We start from the raw sequence: 19,482 nt of genomic DNA, 5'->3' as shown, positions 1-19,482 counted from the left end.
CGTCCATGGGGCGTAAAGGAGAGATGCTCGATGACTGCTGAAAAACCGACAGAGCTTAACTACAACCCTCACATGCCGCTGTCGCAGGCCTTATTGCTGCCGCGCATCGCGATTGAAAACACCATGCCGACCCTCGATGGCGGGCAGTTTGCCGTCAAAGCCGTGGTGGGGCAGGACGTGGTGGTAACCAGCAAAGTGTTTGCCGACGGTCACGACAAACTGGCGGTACGCATCCGCTGGCGCGCCGAGGGCGACGAAGCCTGGCATAGCGACGTCATGGGCGAGCTGGGCAATAACGGCTGGCAGGGTCAGTTCCGGGTCACGCGCCAGGGCCGCTATGTGTTTTGCATCGAAGCCTGGATCGATCAATGCGCCAGCTTCTGTTATGAGCTGGAGAAGAAACACGCCGCCAGAGTGCCGATCAGCCTGGAATTGCAGGAAGGTCGCACGATGGTCCAGCAAGCGGCCGAACGCGCCGAAGGACAGCTGAGTGAGCAACTGGCAGCGCTGCATCATGAACTGTCGGGACTGCTCGAAACCGAACAGGTCGCGCTGTTTATGCACCAGCGTAGCGCCGACCTGATGGCCGAGGCCGATCTCCGTGCATACCTGAGCCTCAGCCCTGAGTACCCGCTCGATGTTGAACGGGACCTGGCGCAGTTCGCCAGTTGGTATGAATTGTTTCCGCGTTCGATCACTGACGATCCGGCTCGCCATGGCACCTTCAACGATGTGCATTCACGACTGCCGATGATCCAGGACATGGGATTCGACGTGCTGTACTTCCCGCCGATCCACCCGATCGGCCGCAGTTACCGCAAAGGCCCGAACAATTCTCTGACGGCCGGGCCGAACGATCCGGGCAGCCCGTATGCCATCGGCAGCGCCGAGGGCGGGCATGAAGCGATTCATTCGCAGCTGGGCACCCGTGAGGATTTCCGGCGGCTCGTGGCGGCGGCGGCTAACCATGGACTGGAAATCGCCCTCGACTTCGCCATTCAGTGTTCCCAGGATCACCCGTGGCTCGAACAGCATCCGGGCTGGTTCAACTGGCGGCCGGACGGCACGATCAAATACGCGGAAAACCCGCCGAAGAAATACCAGGACATCGTCAACGTCGACTTCTATGCCGCGGACGCGATCCCCAGTCTTTGGGTCGAATTGCGTGACATCGTGGTGGGTTGGGTCGAGGAGGGCGTGAAGCTCTTTCGCGTCGACAACCCTCACACCAAACCGTTGCCGTTCTGGCAGTGGCTGATTGCTGATGTGCGGGCGCTGCATCCCGAGGTGATTTTCCTGGCCGAGGCCTTTACAACCCCGGCGATGATGGCGCGGCTGGGCAAGGTCGGTTATTCCCAGAGCTACACCTACTTCACCTGGCGCAACACCAAGGTGGAGCTGTCGACCTACTTCACGGAGCTGAATGAGTCGCCATGGCGCGAATGCTTCCGGCCGAATTTCTTCGTTAATACACCGGACATCAACCCGGCTTTTCTGCATGAATCGGGCCGCGCAGGTTTCCTGATCCGTGCGGCGCTCGCGACCATGGGCTCCGGTTTGTGGGGCATGTATTCAGGTTTCGAACTCTGTGAAGCAGCGCCGGTGCCGGGCAAGGAGGAATACCTCAATTCCGAGAAGTATGAAATTCGTCCAAGGGATTTCAACGCGCCGGGCAACATCATTGCCGAAATCGCCCAGCTCAACCGCATCCGTCGGCAAAACCCGGCGCTGCAGACTCATTTGGGCTTGAAGGTCTACAACGCCTGGAACGACAACATTCTGTATTTCGGCAAGCGCAGCGCGGATGGCAGCAACTTCATTCTGGTGGCCATCAGCGTTGATCCACATAACGTGCAGGAAGCGAATTTCGAATTGCCACTGTGGGAAATGGGCCTCTCCGACGACGCCAGCACCCAGGGTGAAGACTTGATGAGTGGCCACCGCTGGACCTGGCACGGCAAGTACCAATTCATGCGGATCGACCCGGCGAATCAACCGTTCGGGATCTGGCGCATTTCTGTTTAACACGATCGTTCCCACGCTCTGCGTGGGAATGCAGCCCGGGACGCTCTGCGTCCCATCCAGAGCCGAACGCGGAGCGTCCGTGGAGGCATTCCTTTGCGGCGCGTGGGAACGATGATCTGGGCCAGGCGCTTTCCAGTTTTCAACAGGAGTTTCAAATGGCGAAGAAACCAAAGGCAGCCACCTTTATTAAGGATCCGCTCTGGTACAAGGATGCAGTGATCTACCAGGTTCACGTTAAATCCTTTTTCGACTCCAACAACGACGGAATCGGTGACTTTCCTGGTCTTATCGCCAAACTCGATTACATTGCCGATCTGGGCGTCAATACCATCTGGCTGTTGCCGTTCTATCCCTCGCCGCGCCGTGACGATGGCTACGACATTGCCGAATACCGGGGTGTTCACTCCGACTACGGCACCATGGCCGACGCCAAGCGCTTTATCTCCGAGGCCCACAAACGTGGCCTGCGGGTGATCACCGAGCTGGTCATCAACCACACGTCTGACCAACACGCCTGGTTTCAGCGTGCACGCAAGGCCAAGAAGGGCTCGGCGGCACGGGACTTCTATGTCTGGTCCGATGACGATCAAAAATACGACGGCACCCGCATCATCTTCCTGGACACCGAGAAGTCCAACTGGACCTGGGATCCGGTCGCTGGCCAGTATTTCTGGCACCGGTTCTATTCCCACCAGCCAGACCTGAACTTCGACAACCCGCAAGTCATAAAAGCAGTGCTCTCAGTGATGCGCTACTGGCTCGACATGGGTATCGATGGTCTGCGCCTCGACGCGATTCCGTACCTGATCGAACGCGACGGCACCAACAACGAAAACCTGTCCGAGACCCACGACGTCCTCAAGCAGATCCGTGCCGAGATCGACGCCAATTACCCGGACCGCATGCTGCTGGCCGAAGCCAATCAGTGGCCGGAAGACACACAGCTGTACTTCGGCGACACCGACGCCAAGGGCCTCAACGGCGACGAATGCCACATGGCGTTTCACTTCCCGCTGATGCCGCGCATGTACATGGCGCTGGCCCAGGAAGACCGTTTCCCGATCACCGACATCCTGCGCCAGACCCCGGAAATTCCGGCCAACTGCCAATGGGCGATTTTCCTGCGCAACCACGATGAGCTGACCCTGGAAATGGTCACCGACAAGGAGCGCGATTATCTGTGGAATTACTACGCGGCCGACCGTCGCGCGCGGATCAACCTGGGGATTCGCCGCCGCTTGGCGCCATTGATGGAACGTGATCGTCGTCGCGTGGAACTGCTCAACAGCTTGCTGCTGTCGATGCCCGGCACGCCGACCCTGTATTACGGCGATGAAATCGGCATGGGCGACAACATCTACCTCGGCGACCGTGACGGCGTGCGCACGCCCATGCAGTGGTCGATTGACCGTAACGGCGGCTTCTCCCGCGCCGACCCGGCCAGCCTGGTGCTGCCACCGATCATGGACCCGCAATACGGTTACTTGTCCGTTAACGTTGAAACCCAGGCTGGCGACCCGCATTCACTGTTGAACTGGACCCGGCGCATGCTCGCCGTGCGTAAGCAGTCCAAGGCCTTCGGTCGTGGCACGCTGAAAATGCTGTCGCCGAGCAACCGACGGATTCTGGCCTACACCCGCGAGTTCACCGGGGCGGACGGCAAGCACGAAATCATTCTGTGCGTGGCCAACGTTTCGCGCAGCGCGCAAGCCGCAGAGCTGGACCTGTCGGCTTACGTCGGCATGGTGCCGGTGGAGATGCTCGGCGGTAACGCCTTCCCGCCGATTGGTCAGTTGAATTTTCTGCTGACCCTGGCGCCTTACGGTTTCTACTGGTTCGGTCTGGCGGCAGAAAATCAAATGCCGACCTGGCACGTGGAACCGGCGCAAAGCCTTCCGGACTTCACCACGCTGGTATTGAAAAAACGCATGGAAGAACTGCTCGAAGCGCCGTCCCGCGGCACGCTGGAGCAGGGCATCCTGCCGAGCTGGCTGCAGAATCGCCGCTGGTTTGCCGGTAAGGACGCGGCCATCGAAAAGGTCAACCTGGCCTATGGCGTGCGCTTCGGTGATGCGCAGCATCCGGTGCTGTTGAGTGAAATCGAAGTCACCAGTGGCGGCCAGACCAACCGTTACCAACTGCCGTTCGGCTTCATTGCCGAAGACCAGGTCGGTGCCGCGTTACCGCAGCAACTGGCGCTGTCTCGGGTACGACGTGGGCCTCAGGTCGGTTTGATCACCGACGCATTCAGCCTTGAGAACTTTGTCCACACTGTGTTGCAGAGCATGCAGAACAGCCTCCTGTTGCATTCGGATGGCGGCGAGATCCGGTTCGAGCCGACCGCCGAACTGGAGAAACTGGGCCTGACAGCCGAATCGGAGGTGCGTTACTTGTCCGCCGAACAGTCCAACAGTTCGGTGGTGATTGGCAACAGCCTGGTGCTGAAACTGATCCGCAAGGTCGCTTCTGGTGTGCACCCGGAGCTGGAGATGAGCGCGTATTTGACCCACGCCGGTTTCCTCAACATTTCGCCGCTGCTGGGTTCCGTGATTCGCCGCGATGCGGCGGGTGAAGACAATCTGCTGATGATTGCCCAGGGCTACCTGAGCAATCAGGGCGATGCCTGGGAATGGACGCAGAACAACCTCGAACGGGCGCTGCGCGATGAACTCGCCGACGCCATGTCCGAGCAGGAACAGCACTACAACGCCCTCGCTGAGTTGCGAGACTTTGCCGGCATGCTCGGCCAGCGTCTGGGTGAAATGCATCAGGTCCTGGCGGCGCCGAGCAATAACCCGGACTTTGCACCTCAGGTCACCACGCAAAAGGATGCCCTGGCATCGGCCAAGGATGTGGCGGCGCAACTGGAACACGCGCTGAAGTTGCTCAAGCAGCATCAAAATGAACTGACCCCGGCAGACAAAGCATTGGTCAGTCGTTTACTGGACAACAAAAAAGCCATCCTCAGCCATGTTCAAGAGTTGGGCAAAAAAGCCGCTGGCGGTTTGCGCATTCGCGTGCACGGCGACTTGCACCTGGGTCAGGTGTTGGTGATCAAGGGCGATGCGTACCTGATCGACTTCGAAGGCGAGCCTGCGCGACCGCTGCACGAACGCCGGGGCAAACACAGCCCGTACAAAGACGTCAGCGGCGTTTTGCGTTCCTTCGACTACGCCGCCGCGATGACGATCAACGTGCACAACGTCGACAACACCGCCCAAGCCCAGGCCGCTCGTCAGCGCGTCGCCGAACGCTATTTAATTGAAGCCAAACAAGCATTTGTCGACGCTTATCGGCTGGCGGCAGCTAGTCTTGCTCATGCGTGGCAAGATCCGGAAGGCGAGGACGCCGCATTGGCGTTGTTCGGTCTGGAAAAGGCAGCTTATGAGGTGGCGTATGAGGCGGAAAATCGCCCCACTTGGCTGCCTGTGCCATTGCACGGCTTATATGGACTATTGAGTGGGCTTAAACCCTTTTCCGATCTTGGTGGAGAGTAGTTATGAGTTTCTCGAACAAGGAACAGGGTCACGCTAAAGAGGCGCTACTGCCCAGATCGCGGGACATCGACGCGCTGGTTCGCGCCGAACACCATGACCCCTTTGCAATTCTCGGCCCCCACGGCGATGGCGCCGGCGGGCAATTCATTCGGGCCTATTTGCCGGACGCCTTGAGCGTGCAGGTACTGGCCAAGGACTCCGGGGAAGAACTCGGCAACCTTGAGGCCACCCAGACCCCAGGCTTGTTCGTCGGGCACTTCGACCGGTCGCAGCCGTATCTGCTGCGAACCCGGTGGGCCGGCGGCGAACAGGTTTCCGAGGACCCTTACAGCTTTGGCCCGTTGCTCGGCGAGATGGATTTGTACCTGTTCGCCGAAGGCAATCACCGGGATCTCAGCGCTTGCCTCGGTGCGCAGCTGAGGACGGTTGACGGTGTTGATGGCGTACGGTTTGCGGTGTGGGCACCGAACGCCAAAAGGGTCTCGGTGGTGGGAGACTTCAACAATTGGGACGGCCGCCGGCACCCGATGCGCCTGCGGCATCCTACCGGCGTGTGGGAAATTTTCATCCCGCGCATGCAAGCGGGGGAAACGTACAAATACGAAATCCTCGGCAGCCACGGCATTCTGCCGCTCAAGGCCGACCCAATGGCCCTGGCCACTTCGTTACCGCCGGATACCGCGTCAAAAGTCGCTTCACCGCTGAACATCGATTGGCAGGACCACGCGTGGATGCAATCGCGTGGCGACCGTCATCGGCCGAGCTCGCCGCTGTCGATCTACGAATTGCACGCCGGTTCATGGCAGTGCGAACTGGATGATTTGGGCGAGGTCGCCCGTCAGTACTCTTGGCACGAATTGGGCGAACGACTGATTCCTTATGTGAAGGAACTGGGCTTCACCCACATCGAGCTGATGCCGATCATGGAACACCCGTTCGGCGGCTCATGGGGTTACCAACTGTTGTCGCAGTTCGCCCCGAGCGCGCGCTACGGTTCGCCGGATGACTTCGCTGCCTTCGTCAACGCCTGCCACCAGGCCGACATCGGCGTGATCCTCGATTGGGTGCCAGCGCATTTCCCTACCGATACCCACGGCCTGGCCCAGTTCGACGGCACTGCGCTGTATGAATATGGCAACCCGCAGGAAGGGTTTCACCAGGACTGGGACACGCTGATCTACAACCTGGGCCGCACCGAAGTGCACGGCTACATGCTGGCCTCGGCGCTGCACTGGCTCAAACATTTCCACGTTGACGGTCTGCGGGTTGATGCAGTCGCTTCGATGCTTTATCGCGATTACTCGCGCAAGGCCGGCGAATGGGTGCCGAACCGTCACGGCGGTCGCGAAAACCTGGAGGCCATCGACTTCCTGCGTCATCTCAATGACGTGGTCGCTCTGGAGGCGCCGGGCGCGCTGATCATCGCCGAGGAATCCACCGCGTGGCCGGGCGTGAGCCAGAGCACGCAACAGGGGGGGCTGGGGTTCAACTACAAGTGGAACATGGGCTGGATGCACGATTCGCTGCATTACATTCAGCAGGATCCGGTCTACCGCGCCCATCATCACAACGAGCTGAGTTTCGGCCTGATGTATGCCTGGTCCGAGCGTTTCATCTTGCCGATCTCCCACGACGAGGTAGTTCACGGCAAGCATTCGCTGATCGACAAGATGCCAGGCGACCGCTGGCAGAAATTCGCCAATCTGCGGGCCTACCTGAGTTTCATGTGGGCGCATCCGGGCAAGAAGCTGTTGTTCATGGGCTGCGAATTCGGTCAGTGGCGCGAGTGGAACCACGATCAGCAGCTCGATTGGTATTTGCTGCAATACTCCGAGCACAAAGGCGTGCAGAAACTGGTCGGCGACCTTAATCGCCTGCACCGGGAAGAGCCGGCGATGCATGAACAAGACGATGCTCCGCAAGGCTTCCAGTGGTTGATCGGCGATGATGCTATCAACAGCGTTTACGCGTTCCTGCGCTGGAGCAAGGAAGGTCGGCCAGCGCTGGTGGTGGCTAACTTTACCCCGGTGCCGCGTGAGGCTTATCGCATCGGCGTGCCTTTTGGAGGGCGCTGGACGGAAGTGATCAACAGCGATGCTGCTACGTATGCCGGTTCCAATTACGGCAACAGTGGCGGGGCGTTTACCGAAGATGAGCCAAGCCATGGGCAGGCGCTTTCTCTGGTGCTAAATTTGCCGCCGCTGGCTGTGCTGATCCTGCGTCCAGAGGGTTGATCTAACACCGAGTCATGCCCATCGCGGGCTTGCCCGCGATGGCGTTAGCCCAGACAACAGATCTCTTACTGCCTGACCCTCACCAACGCATCCGCACACCCAAGCTGCCAATCAACCCGTTCAAATCATTGTCATCCACGTCACTGCTGTAATCGGCGCTGACATACAGACTAACCAACGGTGTCACTCTGGCCACCAGCCCCAGACCTACATCCACCGTCGATGAATTACGGCTGCTGCTGATCTTGTCGACCTGATCGAGGGTCACGGTATTACCGGTGTGCACCGTGTGCCACAAGTTGGTCCGCACATAGGGTTCGACCGGCAGGCCGTTGATGTCGTAACTACCTTTCAACCGGGCACCGACCCGACCACTCCAGGACGTCAGGTCGCTGGACGATGCATTGGCCGAGCCCGCATATGGGGTGTCCAGGGTAATGCGCTGGTTGATCAACTGCGCCTGCGGCTCGACCACCCAGTTTTCGCTGATGCCAATGGGAAACCCGCCTTCCACCGACAGCGTCACCGCGCTGCCCTCGGTGATTTGTCTGGCACCCTTATCATTGCGGCTGTAGCCATTGACCCGGCCGCCGCTGGCCGTCAAATCCACGTACCAGCCTTCAGGCCCCGTCAGGCTCCAGTAGGCGCCGAGGCTCTGGCCTTGAAGGTTGAGTGTGTCGTTGCCGGGGTCGGCAGGAGCACGGGTGGTCAGAAGGCCGTTGCTGTTGCCCTGTATCTGGTTCATACCGCCGACCAGCCCAACCCGTTGGGTATGGCCGCTGCCGCTTTGCAGGGTCAGGATCGCCGGGCCTTTGAATGCGCTTGCGCCAAAGATTGAAGAATCCTGGGCCAGATAATCGGTTTGTGCCTGCCGCGAAGCGGTGCCGTAGACCTGATCCCAGGCCGAAGGCGCAGCGTCTTCTATGGTCAGGCGTGAACTTCGTGTATCGGAAGCGGCGCTGAAGCGGCCGGGGTAGGGGGCGGTGATAGTGACGGCTGGTAAGGTCATGACGGGAACATCCTGACGGTACCAAGGCGTGGTTTCATTCTCTGCCGGCCCTGCCTGTACTTCCATGGACGAGCACAGAAGGAGTGAGCTCGAGACAGTGCAAAAAGTAACTTTGATCTCTTGTTGGGTGAATGAAGTTTTCATGGAGGTCTACCTTGCAATCGCATGCGGTATCTCGCTCTGGCGTCTCTCCTACCCCGAATGAGGGGCGACCGAATGAATTGGGGCAAGCCACTGGCCGCCCGTTTTAACGGGTGTCTGGAGGTTTGTCCCGGGTGGTGTTTCCGGGGGTAGTAACGTGTAGCTAAGAAGACCGATGCGGCTGCGTCAAGAAAATGGCCGATAAATGGTATGGGTATTTTAGCGATTCCAAGTCACTGATTTTCGACGGCCATCTAAGTTCTTGTTTGTTCGGAAAATCGTCAAAGAATCCGCGTTCCAGAGCGCTTTTGATAGTGGGCTACCGGTCTACCAACGCACCCTGATACCGACATTTGCGGCCGTTCCGCGCAACTGATTGCTGTCGATATTGCCGGTGTAGTCAACTCCGCCATACACGCTCACGGTTTTCGCGAGGCTAAGCACAACGCCGACACCGAGGTCGGCCGATGACGATTTTTGCTCGGTATCGATCCGGTTCGCGCCATCAAAAGTCACCGAGTCCGTACCGGAAAGGGTGTGCCACAGATTGGCTCGTATATAAGGTTCCAGTGGTCGTCCGCTGACTTGGTAGCGGCCTTTGAGTCGAGCGCCGAGGCGACCGGTCCAGGCACTGTCGGAGTCGAATGAGACGTGGGAAATGCCGTCGTCCTGGCTGTCCAGCGAAACTTTTTGATGGATGACCTGCGCCTGGGGTTCAACCACCCAGTTACCCGTCACTTGAATCGGATAGCCGGTTTCTGCCGAAACAGTCAAGGCGTGGCCTCGGTTATCCAGTTTGAGGCCGCGTTCGGAGTGGCTGTCACCGTCGAGCCGGGTGCCCATGATGACGGTGTCGACGTACCAGCCCTTGGGGTCGGTAAACGTCCAGTACAAGCCATAACTGTCGCCTTCAAGTTCCACTTTGCCAGCGCGCTTGTCTTCAAAGCCTTGGTTGAAACCGTCGACATCGCCCTGCAAACGCGTATGCCCGACAAAAAAACCACTGCGCTGGGTCTGTCCATTGGAAGTCTGTGAGCTGTACACATCGTTACCCACCTGGAAACCGCTGAGCGAACCGTCGAGCCTTGGCGTTACGGTGCCGGCCCAGGTCTGATCGACGTTCTTGCCGTAGACCCGGCCCCAGCCAGCGCCAAAGGCCCCGGTTTCGTTGAGCAGGCGCTGATCTCCTTGCCGATCATGGAAAGTGCCGAGTGCATTCAGGGTCAGTTGCGCGGCAGCGGGTGGCAGTACCGACCAGGTCGGGACCTCGGGGCGGTACAGCGGAATCGGCGACGCGCCCGGTACGGCTGTCGGTAAAACCGGTAGCGGTGGACTGCCGGCGGGAGCGAGTGCGGCCACCGGCGTTGCGACGACCGGGACGACAATCGGTGGCAAGGCCGGATCCGGGTTTGGGAGGGTGACGGTCGCGGGGGCCACAACGGCAGAGCGCAAATACCAACTGTTTTCGCTGCCTGCGGTAACGCCACCCTTGAACAGGTAGTAATCGAAGGCACCGGCAGATACCGGACCTTTGAGGGCAAACGCATCGGGGGTGCTGAGAGCGGTGCCTTGAGCCTGCACCAACTCAATACCGTTCTGCTGCGTCAACCCGCCGGTTCCGCCCAGATTGGTGACCGTGATCAATGTGCTGCCGGTCAATGTCCCATCGTTCACCACCAGTTTGTCGCTGGGGGAGTTGTCGTCTCCCACCGCGCTCTGCAACAGCAACTGGCCGCCATTGCCCGCGTAATTGCCTTGCACGGTCAGGGAGTCATTGGTGCGGGTATTACCGCTGCTGAGGTCGATCCGCCCGGCGTTGTTCAAGGTTGCACGCTGGCCGGCGGTGAATGGCGTGATGCTGCCCTGGGTGGACGTCAGCGTGCTGCTGCCATCGATATTGAACACACCGGTGCCGCTGGCACTGTCGCCCACTACAAAATTGCCGGCCAGATCGAACTGCGAATTGTTCAGGTTGACCGTTTCCCAGTTGATGTACCGGGCAGCGCCCGCTGAGGTGGTGTGATCGAAGGTCAGCAGGTCTGTGCCGTTGCCACCGTCGATGCTCGGGGTGAGGGCAAGGGTGTTTTCGCCGAGATTTTCCAGGGTGGCACTGTCGTTGCCGACGCCCATGAGGATGGCCGAGCGGATGATACCGCCACCGTTCCACCCCAACGTGTCGTTGCCGGCGCTGGCGCGGACCTCGCCGACGATCTCGCCACCCTTCACCGTGATGCTGTCGTTGCCGCCGCTGACACTGACGTTGCCGCCAATACGCCCGGCGGACACGATGATGGTATCGGTGCCGAAACCGGTCACCAGGTTGCCGAGGATCTGCCCGCCGGACATGTCGAAAGTGTTGTCGTCGAGTTTCATGTCGACGCGACCGATCGTGCCACCCGTCATCTGCGCAAAGTCACCATCTTCAAAGCCGCCGACAATCGTGCCGCCGGTCATCAGGAACTGGTCGAAACCATCGCCCTGCGCCAGGGACTGAATACTCCCGCCATTCATGATGAAGGTGTCGATGCCGCTGTGCTGGTGGACTTCGCCGGTAATCTGCCCGTTGTCGATTTGCAGAATGTTGGCGCCGTCGCCCTGATCGAGTACGCCAGCGACGGTGCCTGAACCCATGAACACCCGGTCGACATCCGCGCCGAAGATGACGTCGCCATTGATGGTGCCGGTGCCATTGGCAGGAAAGGTCAGGGTGTTGTTGCCCGACAAATCGGTCAGCGGGCCAGTGCTGGCACTGTCGCACACGTAGTTGTCGTTGCCGGCGGTCGGTGTGAGCGTACAGGCCGCCTGGGCGGTCTGGGACCAGCCTATCCATAGCCAGAGAGAAACGGCGCAGGCTGAGTAACGGTACTTGGGCAGTTCTGTCGAAAATATCATGCTTGTCTCCACGCATCGATCGGCGCCCGATCCCTTCACTCGTCGTAAGTGAAAAAGTGTCAGGCGTCCTTGGCAGCGCGAATTGCGAGACGACATCGGTAGAACACAAGTACCCGAACTGGAAAACCTTCGGCAACGTTGGCTGCTACGGTTGTATGTCCGTACATGCAATGGGTATGGACATGCGCAACGTAACAACAGATTGTGAACGGCGCTACTGTCAGAAATAACAGGTAGGGCCGCGAATTTCCTTCTCGGATACCGTATTCAACGAAGCTATCGGGTGTTTCAAAGATGCACTTCCACCGCCAACGGCAAGTGATCCGACAGATGCGTCCAGGGCTTGTTGCCCAGTATGCGCGGGTCATGACTGCTGGCATTGCGCAGGTAAATCCGGTCCAGACGCAGCAACGGAAACCGTGCCGGGTAGGTTTTCGCAGGTCGGCCGTGGTGGCGCTCGAAGGCTTCGTGCAGGTAGTCACGGCGGGAGAGGGCGACGTTGCCTTGCAACTGCCAGTCGTTGAAGTCGCCGGCGATGATCACCGGTGCATCGTCGGGCAGGGATTCGAGCAGTTGGCAAAGTAACTGGAGCTGCAACTGACGATGGCTTTCGAGCAGGCTCAGATGCACGCAGATCGCATGGACTTCGGCGTGACCCGGTACGTCCAGCACGCAATGCAGCAGCCCGCGACGTTCGGGGCCGGTGATCGAGACGTCGAGGTTGCGGTATTCGCGGATCGGGTATTTCGACAGCAGCGCATTGCCGTGGTGACCATTGGGGTAGACCGCGTTGCGGCCATAGGCGAAGTCGCTCCACATGCTGTCGGCGAGGAACTCGTATTGCGAGGTGGCTGGCCAATTGTTGTAGCGGGAAGAATGGCGGTCGTGCTCACCGACCACTTCTTGCAGAAATACAAGATCCGCCGAGGTGCTGCGCACCGCCTCACGCAGCTCCGGGAGAATGAAGCGTCGGTTCAGTGCGGTAAACCCCTTGTGGGTGTTAACCGTCAGCACCCTGAGCCGATGAATCGCCGCATCCGTGTTCGGGGGGATCGGTTCGACCGTCTGCTGCTTGGAATCGCTGGTCACGTTCACTCCTCTGAATCAGGGTTGCTTATGTATGCGACTGATGAGCTGGCAGGCAGTTCAGAGCGATTCGTCGTATCGAGCACTCAGTGAAATGTAGCTGCTACACAAACACAATTTCATAAGGCAACCGCATCCGTTCCAACAGCACCGGGGGCAGTAGCGGGGCGAGGCCGATGGCCGGTTCGCCGTCGAGCTGACTGGCGTAGGCGTGAGTGGCGTGGCTTTTGCGCGCGACGGTCCAGGTGTCGAGGCGCACTTTGCGCGCACGATGCCAGGGGATCAGCCCCCTTTCGCGGGTTGGCCAGTGCCAGGCCCAGACTGGCATTTCGTTGAACGCCGCGCCAACCAGGGCCGCGGCCCTGGCGCTGGCCCGGCCGACGGTGTCGTGGTCGATGTTACCGTCCTCGCACCAGGTGCTGAACACCACATCGCCGGGGCGCAAATAGCGGGTGATGAATTGAGTCAATTGTAGTTCCCGCTCGGCCAGGGCGTTGTCGGTGAAGCCGCCGCGAATCCACTTCAGGCTGTGCATCGGCAACCCGAGCCGACGCAAGGCTTCGACGCTTTCCTGGGGACGGAACACACTCAGGCGTTTCTCTGACCACTGTTGCGACCCCGGGTGGCTGGCACTGCCGTCGGTAATCGAGATCAATTGCAGCGGATGCCCCAGAGCACTGAGCAATTGCAGCAGGCCGCCGCAAGTGACGACTTCATCGCCGGGATGCGGGGCAATCACCACGGCGCGTGCGCCGGCGGGAACCAGGGTTTGAGTGCTGATGACGGGGATGTTGTCCAGTTGCGGGGCGCTGTTCCAGATCTGTGCTGGCTGGCTGCTTTCACTGATGGATACAGGTTTCATAGGCTACGTCCTTGTTTTCGTCGATAGCAATGTGCTGCGCTCCAAACCCTGGATTGCCGCGAGCAGAGTATTGCTCATGTCATGCTATTCGTCGCCTCGATGTTCCATCCGGTACGTTTTTTTATCCGATCTGCGCCATGTCCCGCAAAAAATCACCGAAACCACCCCGCGCGCGACTGTCCAATCGGGCACTTGTGAGCACCTGCGGTCGTTGACTCCAGGCGATGTTCGCCCCGCAGCGCTCGAGTTGCCGCACCAGTTGCACATCTTCATCGCAAGCCAGCGGTTCGAAGCCGCCGGCACGCCGGTAAGCCTCAGCGCTGATCCCCAGGTTGGCGCCGTGGATATGCCGATGACCTTCGCGGGGCTGATACTGCTGGTGATAGCGAATCTGCGCCGACTCATCGAATGACTCGTGCCATGCGTCCACCGTAACGGTGCCGCAAACCGCGTCGGCACCGAGGGCCAGTTGCGCCACGAGCCAGTCGTGAGCCACCCGGCTATCGGCATCGGAGCAGGAAATCCAGCGTACCCCCCGATCCAGCAGGAACCTCGCACCGGCCGCGCGTGCCTGGCCAACGTTGCGCGCCTCGATAGCCATGCTGTGTACCGGGTAGCTGCCAACGATCTCTGATGATCGATCGGTGCAACTGTCGAGCACCACCAGCACCTCAACGGTTTCACCGAGCAGCGACTCGTGTTGCGCCGCTAGCAGAGCGGCTTGCAGACACTCTTCGAGCAAGTCTTCTTCGTTATGCGCCGGGATCAAAATGCCAATCATCGCAAACCCTCAAGAGCAGCCACGGAGCGCGGTTCGCGGCTCCAGAGTTCCAACAGGAAATCGGCCTCCTGATGCAGCACCAGACGCGACAAGTGCAAATGCTCATGGAGCATGTCGTGGACCTGTCGGGCGTTCAGCGGGCAGCCATCGATCGGTGGGCGCCAGTGACAGGCCAAGAGCTGCCCGTCGGCGGTCAGCGACTGCGCAGCGTGTTCGATCAGGCACTTGAGGTCTTCGGCATCCAGGTAGTAGCCAATTTCGCTGAGTACGATCAGGTCGAACTGTTCGTTCGGCCAATCGCCCGGCAGGCGGCCCTGGCGGACTTCGGCATGCTCAAACAGACTCAGCCGCGTGCGAGCCAGTGCCACGGCGGCGGCTGCAGTGTCGCAACACAACAGGCGATCGCATCGTGATGCCAGATCAGCGCTGAGTTCAGCGTTGGCGCACCCGGGCTCGAAGATAGCGCGGTAGTGCGGTCGAGGCAGCGCGGCCAGGGTCACCGCACGTTTGCGTTGCTCGTACCAGCGTTGACGAAAGGCCCAGGGATCGTCGTTACCGGCGAACAAACCGTCGAAATAGCGATCTTCGACGCTCATAGAAACACCACTTCGAACGGTTGCAGCAAACGATCCAGCACATAGGGCGCCAACACCGGAGGCAAGCCGATTTGCGGGTCACCTTCCAGCTGGCTGGCGAAGGCGTGAATCGCATGGCGCTTACGTGCCACCAGTGCCGGTGCCAGGGGGATTTTTCGCGCCCGGTGCCACGGCACCAGACTGTCTTCGGGCGTTGCCCAGTGCCAGGTCCAGACGGGCAGTTCATGCAGGGTGGCACCGACCCGTTTCGCCGCCTCGGCGCTGGCACGGCCAACGGCTTCGTGATCGCAATGACCGTCTTCGCGCCACGTGGTGAAGACCACATCGTTGGGGCGCAGATGACGTTCGATAAACGCGCTCAACTCAGCTTCCCGAGCCGCTACCTGACTGTCGGCAAAACCGCCGCGCAGCCATTTCAAGCTGTGCAACGGCAGACCGAGACGACGCAAGGCTTCCACCGATTCCTGTGGACGGACTGCGCTAAGTCGTTCCACCGGCCAGCGCTCGGAGCCGGGGTGGCTGGCGCTGCCATCGGTGACAGAAATCAACTGCAGTGCCCGGTCGGCAGCGGCCAGTAATTGCAGGAAACCTCCGCAGCCCAGCACTTCGTCATCCGGGTGCGGGGCAATGATCACGGCACGAGCGCCTTCAGGAACCCATTCAAGAATGTCGATGACCGGCAATTGCGCCAGGTGGCTTGAGGTTTGCCATAAGTGCAGGGGCGTACCCTGGCCGACAATAGGGTTGGCTTTCATAACGTCCATGACTCCGTCAGAACCTGCTGTCCAAGCGCCGCAAGGTCCCGTTCGGCGTGGCTTTGGCGCAGGAATACCGGCAGGTCGGCGATCAGCCGGGCGAACTGGCCATCCTTGCAGTAGGGTCCGGCACCCAAGGCTCGGCCGACGTGTCGGATGACGTGTTCAGCGCAGTGTTCGACCACCGCCCGGGCACGACGGGCCAGGAGTTCGGCATCGTCCAGTGGCGCGGCGTCGATGGTCAGGGCGCTGACCCGCAGCACCTCGGCAGCGGCATGTAACGCGCTGTCGACTGCACCGAGATGAGCGAGGGCATGGGGTTCTTCATGGTGTGCGCAATGACGGCGCAGGCGTTCGGCAATGCTCTGCGCCGCGCCGTACCAGCAAGCGGCAATGCCGATTCCGCCTTGCCAGAAACCCGGGCGTTGCAGGTAGTCGCCGGCGCTGCCGATGACTTGCGCTTCGGCACCTTCGAACAGCACCTCGACGCTACCGGTAGCACCCATACCCACTGCTTGCCAGCCGTGATTGGTGACAGTGACGCCGGGTTGGTCCAGCGCCACCGCGACCAATTGCTGTCGGTCCTGTTCATCCCACGCGGTGAGCAAGGCATGACTCAACACCGCCGCACCCGAACACCAGGCCTTGCATCCATTCAATGTAACCAGATGGCCATGAGGCCTGACCCGCACCCGCGCTTGTGGCGGTTCGGCGGCCCACATGCCCCACGTGCTGGAAGGTGTCGGCGAGCCGCCGAGTTGCTGGATGATCGCCAGTGCATCGGTATGGCCCTCGTACAGCTTGCACAGCCCGAGGTCATGACCGCCGACTTCGGCCAACCGCTGAAACCTCTCCAGCGTCTGGCCGCTGCCGGGTAGCGGAAGCTGGTCGAGACCGGCCTCCACCATCGCCCGCAGGCACCGGCCTAACGCTCGGGTGTCGGCGTAGTCCGCTGGCTGACGCTGGAGAAATCCTTGAAGGTCCATTTCACTCTTCTTCCTCACGCTGCAATTCGAACAGCAGCAGCGAACGGCCTGTGACCGAATATTCGTGATCGAACTCGAAGCGTTCCTGCCCGCGAATCGACGGTTGATTGGTGTCGATCATGCAGGTCCAAAAAGCGCCGTCGGGCACTTCCGGAAGCAGGAAATTGACGACGTCGTGATGCGCGTTGACCACCAACAGCAAGGTGGCGTCCGCGCCTTTGCGGCGGATACCGGTTTCCTGGGCGCGGCCATCCAACAGCATGCCGAGGCAGCGGCCGTGGCCTTCCTCCCACTGCTCAATGGACATTTCGCTGCCATCCGGCGCGAGCCAGGTGACGTCCTTGACGCCGATGTCCTCGTTGTAATTGCCCACCAGGAACCGCCCGCGACGCAGAATCGGGTAGGTCAGACGTAACTTGATCAGGCGTTTGACGAACTTGAGCAGGGCTTTGCCGTCTTCGCTCAGGTCCCAATTGACCCAACCGATCTCGCTGTCCTGGCAATAGGCGTTGTTATTGCCCTCCTGGGTGCGGGCGAATTCGTCGCCGGCCACCAGCATCGGTGTGCCTTGGGACAGCAGCAGCGTGGCGAAGAAGTTGCGCATTTGGCGCTGACGCAGCTCATTGATTTCGGGATCGTCGGTCGGGCCTTCGGCACCGTGGTTCCAGGACAGGTTGTTGTTGCTGCCGTCCTGATTGTTCTCGTCGTTGGCTTCGTTGTGTTTGTCGTTGTACGACACCAGGTCGTTAAGGGTGAAACCGTCGTGGGCGGTGATGAAGTTGACCGAGGCATACGGTCGCCGGCCACGCTGATTGAACATCTCCCCGGAGGCGGTCATGCGGCTGGCGAAATCTGCCAGTTGGCCGTCGTCGCCTTTCCAGAACGCCCGCACGGTGTCACGGAATTTGTCATTCCACTCGACCCAGCCCGGCGGAAACTTACCGACCTGATAGCCCCCGGGGCCGCAATCCCAGGCTTCTGCAATCATCTTCACCTGACGCAGCACCGGGTCCTGACGGCAGGCGACGAGGAAGCTGTGACGTTCATCGAAGCCATCGTGATAGCGCCCGAGAATGGTCGCCAGGTCGAAGCGGAAACCGTCCACGTGCATTTCCGTCGCCCAGTAACGCAAGGAGTCGGTGACCATCTGCAGCACGCACGGGTGACTCAGGTCCAGGGTGTTGCCGGTACCGGAATCGTTGATGTAGTAGCGCTTGTCGTCGGGCATCAAGCGGTAGTAGGAAGCGTTGTCGATGCCGCGCATCGATAGGGTCGGGCCTTGCTCATTGCCCTCGGCGGTGTGGTTGTAGACCACGTCAAGGATCACTTCAAGATTCGCTTCGTGCAGGTGCGCGACCATCTCCTTGAATTCGTCGATCTTGCCGCTGGCGAGGTAGCGAGGGTCGGGGGCGAAGAACGCGATGCTGTTGTAGCCCCAGTAATTGGTCATGCCTTTGTGCAACAGATGCTGGTCGTTGACGAAGGCGTGGATGGGCAGCAACTCCACGGTCGACACGCCGAGCTTGCGGATGTGTTCCAGCACGTCATCGACCATCAACCCGGCGAAGGTGCCACGCAGGTTCTCGGGGACGGAAGGGTGACGCATGCTGATGCCGCGCACGTGAGTTTCATAAATGATGGTCTTGTCCCACGGCACGCTGACCCGATGGTCGCGACCCCAGGTGTGAGCCGGGTCGATCACCTTGCACTTGGGTACAAACGGGGCGCTGTCGCGCTCATCGAAACTGAGGTCCGCGTCGGGGTGGCCGATGGTGTAGCCGAACAGCGCTTCAGACCATTTCAATTGGCCGACCAATTGTTTGGCATAGGGGTCGATCAGCAGTTTGTTGTGGTTGAATCGATGACCGTTGGCCGGGTCGTACGGGCCGTACACGCGGTAGCCATAGATCAGCCCCGGATGGGCGTCAGGCAGGTAGCCGTGGTAGATCTCGTCGGTGTATTCCGGCAGCTCGATGCGTTCCAGTTCGACTTCACCGGCATCGTCGAAGATGCACAGTTCGACTTTGGTGGCGTTGGCGGAGAACAAGGCAAAGTTGACCCCAAGCCCATCCCAGGTCGCGCCCAGCGGGAAGGGCAAGCCTTCACGAATTCGCGAGGCCTCGGCGTGAGGTTCTGGCGCGGCTTTTTTTGGACTGGTCATAGGTGCTCCTACAAAGGGGGGACAGTTCTTGGCTCTGGTTTTTTTCGAGGGCGAGCGAGCCCTCGTGGTGAGAAAACTCGCCACAACGTCAATCAGGGCAAAGGTATCAGGTATCAAACAGCGGGCGGTTTACGCGCTGCTCGAGGCTTTTTCTCGGTGGCTTTTTCGCCGGGCGGAATCACTTTCGACGCGGCGGCGGGTTTGGCCTTGGCTTTGGTTTTAGGCTCGGCCGCCTTGCCATTGGTGGATTTGCTGGCAGGGGCCTTGGTGCTGGAGGTTTTGCTGCCAGCCGCTTTTGCCGATTTGCTTGGTGACAGCGCTTCGGCTTCCGCCAGTTTGCGGGCCATCTCCCAATGACGGGCTTCCTGGCCCTCGGGCTTTCCTTCCGATTCCCAGATCTGATAGGCAAATTCGCGGATGCGTTTATCGTTGGTACTCATCGCAATGCTCCTGAACT

13 protein-coding genes are annotated in these 19,482 nt (G+C 60.1%); 3 read left to right on the top strand and 10 right to left on the bottom strand.

Annotated features, from left to right (window positions below):
* The first annotated feature begins 30 nt into the window (after nt 1-30).
* From FQ185_RS00435 to glgB, 3 genes are all read left to right on the top strand, one after another.
* On the top strand, nt 31-2,025 hold the full coding sequence (locus FQ185_RS00435) for an alpha-1,4-glucan--maltose-1-phosphate maltosyltransferase (RefSeq protein ID WP_149415716.1): 1,995 nt from the start codon (nt 31-33) through the stop codon (nt 2,023-2,025).
* 155 nt (nt 2,026-2,180) lie between these two features.
* Nucleotides 2,181-5,522, top strand: a complete 3,342-nt coding sequence (treS, locus tag FQ185_RS00425) for a maltose alpha-D-glucosyltransferase (protein ID WP_149415715.1) — start codon at nt 2,181-2,183, stop codon at nt 5,520-5,522.
* 2 nt (nt 5,523-5,524) lie between these two features.
* Nucleotides 5,525-7,756 (top strand): 1,4-alpha-glucan branching protein GlgB, encoded by a 2,232-nt coding sequence (gene glgB / locus FQ185_RS00420; RefSeq protein WP_149415714.1) that lies wholly within the window; start codon nt 5,525-5,527, stop codon nt 7,754-7,756.
* Between the two features lie 79 nt (nt 7,757-7,835).
* Here the strand turns inward: glgB and FQ185_RS00415 are convergent, their stop codons facing one another.
* The 10 genes from FQ185_RS00415 to FQ185_RS00370 all read right to left on the bottom strand — a co-directional run bounded on the left by FQ185_RS00415 (nt 7,836) and on the right by FQ185_RS00370 (nt 19,465).
* Entirely contained in the window at nt 7,836-8,909 is a 1,074-nt protein-coding gene (locus FQ185_RS00415) for an autotransporter outer membrane beta-barrel domain-containing protein (protein ID WP_149415713.1), read from the bottom strand.
* A gap of 324 nt (nt 8,910-9,233) precedes the next feature.
* Nucleotides 9,234-11,798, bottom strand: a complete 2,565-nt coding sequence (locus tag FQ185_RS00410) for an autotransporter outer membrane beta-barrel domain-containing protein (protein WP_149415712.1) — start codon at nt 11,796-11,798, stop codon at nt 9,234-9,236.
* Nucleotides 11,799-12,086: 288 nt separating this feature from the next.
* Nucleotides 12,087-12,887, bottom strand: a complete 801-nt coding sequence (locus FQ185_RS00405; protein WP_149415711.1) for an endonuclease/exonuclease/phosphatase family protein — start codon at nt 12,885-12,887, stop codon at nt 12,087-12,089.
* Nucleotides 12,888-12,987: 100 nt separating this feature from the next.
* Complete coding sequence (locus FQ185_RS00400; RefSeq protein WP_149415710.1) at nt 12,988-13,746, bottom strand: PIG-L deacetylase family protein; 759 nt, start codon at nt 13,744-13,746, stop codon at nt 12,988-12,990.
* Between the two features lie 121 nt (nt 13,747-13,867).
* Complete coding sequence (locus FQ185_RS00395) at nt 13,868-14,527, bottom strand: glycosyltransferase family 2 protein (protein ID WP_149415709.1); 660 nt, start codon at nt 14,525-14,527, stop codon at nt 13,868-13,870.
* Nucleotides 14,524-15,123 (bottom strand): SAM-dependent methyltransferase, encoded by a 600-nt coding sequence (locus tag FQ185_RS00390; protein ID WP_149415708.1) that lies wholly within the window; start codon nt 15,121-15,123, stop codon nt 14,524-14,526. Before FQ185_RS00390 ends, FQ185_RS00395 begins: the two co-directional genes overlap by 4 nt.
* Entirely contained in the window at nt 15,120-15,878 is a 759-nt protein-coding gene (locus tag FQ185_RS00385) for a PIG-L deacetylase family protein (protein WP_149415707.1), read from the bottom strand. The genes FQ185_RS00390 and FQ185_RS00385 overlap by 4 nt, the downstream gene beginning before the upstream one ends.
* Nucleotides 15,875-16,864: an acyl-CoA dehydrogenase family protein gene (locus FQ185_RS00380; protein WP_149415706.1), complete on the bottom strand. Its 990-nt coding sequence runs from the start codon at nt 16,862-16,864 to the stop codon at nt 15,875-15,877. Before FQ185_RS00380 ends, FQ185_RS00385 begins: the two co-directional genes overlap by 4 nt.
* Before the next feature lies 1 nt (nt 16,865).
* Nucleotides 16,866-19,025 carry a glycogen debranching protein GlgX gene (glgX, locus tag FQ185_RS00375; protein ID WP_149415705.1) on the bottom strand — a complete coding sequence of 720 codons (2,160 nt, stop codon included), beginning with the start codon at nt 19,023-19,025 and terminating at the stop codon, nt 16,866-16,868.
* A 113-nt stretch (nt 19,026-19,138) separates the two neighbouring features.
* The gene (locus tag FQ185_RS00370; protein ID WP_149415704.1) at nt 19,139-19,465 is read right to left on the bottom strand and encodes a DUF2934 domain-containing protein; all 327 of its coding nucleotides are present in this window, start codon (nt 19,463-19,465) and stop codon (nt 19,139-19,141) included.
* Nucleotides 19,466-19,482 lie beyond the last annotated feature (17 nt).

The sequence above is a fragment of the Pseudomonas sp. ANT_H12B genome (assembly GCF_008369325.1).
Classification (GTDB): Bacteria; Pseudomonadota; Gammaproteobacteria; order Pseudomonadales; family Pseudomonadaceae; genus Aquipseudomonas.
This window is presented reverse-complemented; position numbering and strand designations above follow the sequence as displayed.

Coding starts and splice junctions, on each gene's coding strand:
- treS (WP_149415715.1), top strand. CDS start 2,181: ATGGCGAAGAAACCAAAGGCAGCCACCTTTATTAAGGATCCGCTCTGG.
- FQ185_RS00400 (WP_149415710.1), bottom strand. CDS start 13,746: ATGAAACCTGTATCCATCAGTGAAAGCAGCCAGCCAGCACAGATCTGG.
- FQ185_RS00415 (WP_149415713.1), bottom strand. CDS start 8,909: ATGAAAACTTCATTCACCCAACAAGAGATCAAAGTTACTTTTTGCACT.
- FQ185_RS00435 (WP_149415716.1), top strand. CDS start 31: ATGACTGCTGAAAAACCGACAGAGCTTAACTACAACCCTCACATGCCG.
- FQ185_RS00395 (WP_149415709.1), bottom strand. CDS start 14,527: ATGATTGGCATTTTGATCCCGGCGCATAACGAAGAAGACTTGCTCGAA.
- FQ185_RS00385 (WP_149415707.1), bottom strand. CDS start 15,878: ATGAAAGCCAACCCTATTGTCGGCCAGGGTACGCCCCTGCACTTATGG.
- FQ185_RS00370 (WP_149415704.1), bottom strand. CDS start 19,465: ATGAGTACCAACGATAAACGCATCCGCGAATTTGCCTATCAGATCTGG.
- FQ185_RS00410 (WP_149415712.1), bottom strand. CDS start 11,798: ATGATATTTTCGACAGAACTGCCCAAGTACCGTTACTCAGCCTGCGCC.
- glgX (WP_149415705.1), bottom strand. CDS start 19,025: ATGACCAGTCCAAAAAAAGCCGCGCCAGAACCTCACGCCGAGGCCTCG.
- FQ185_RS00380 (WP_149415706.1), bottom strand. CDS start 16,864: ATGGACCTTCAAGGATTTCTCCAGCGTCAGCCAGCGGACTACGCCGAC.
- glgB (WP_149415714.1), top strand. CDS start 5,525: ATGAGTTTCTCGAACAAGGAACAGGGTCACGCTAAAGAGGCGCTACTG.
- FQ185_RS00390 (WP_149415708.1), bottom strand. CDS start 15,123: ATGAGCGTCGAAGATCGCTATTTCGACGGTTTGTTCGCCGGTAACGAC.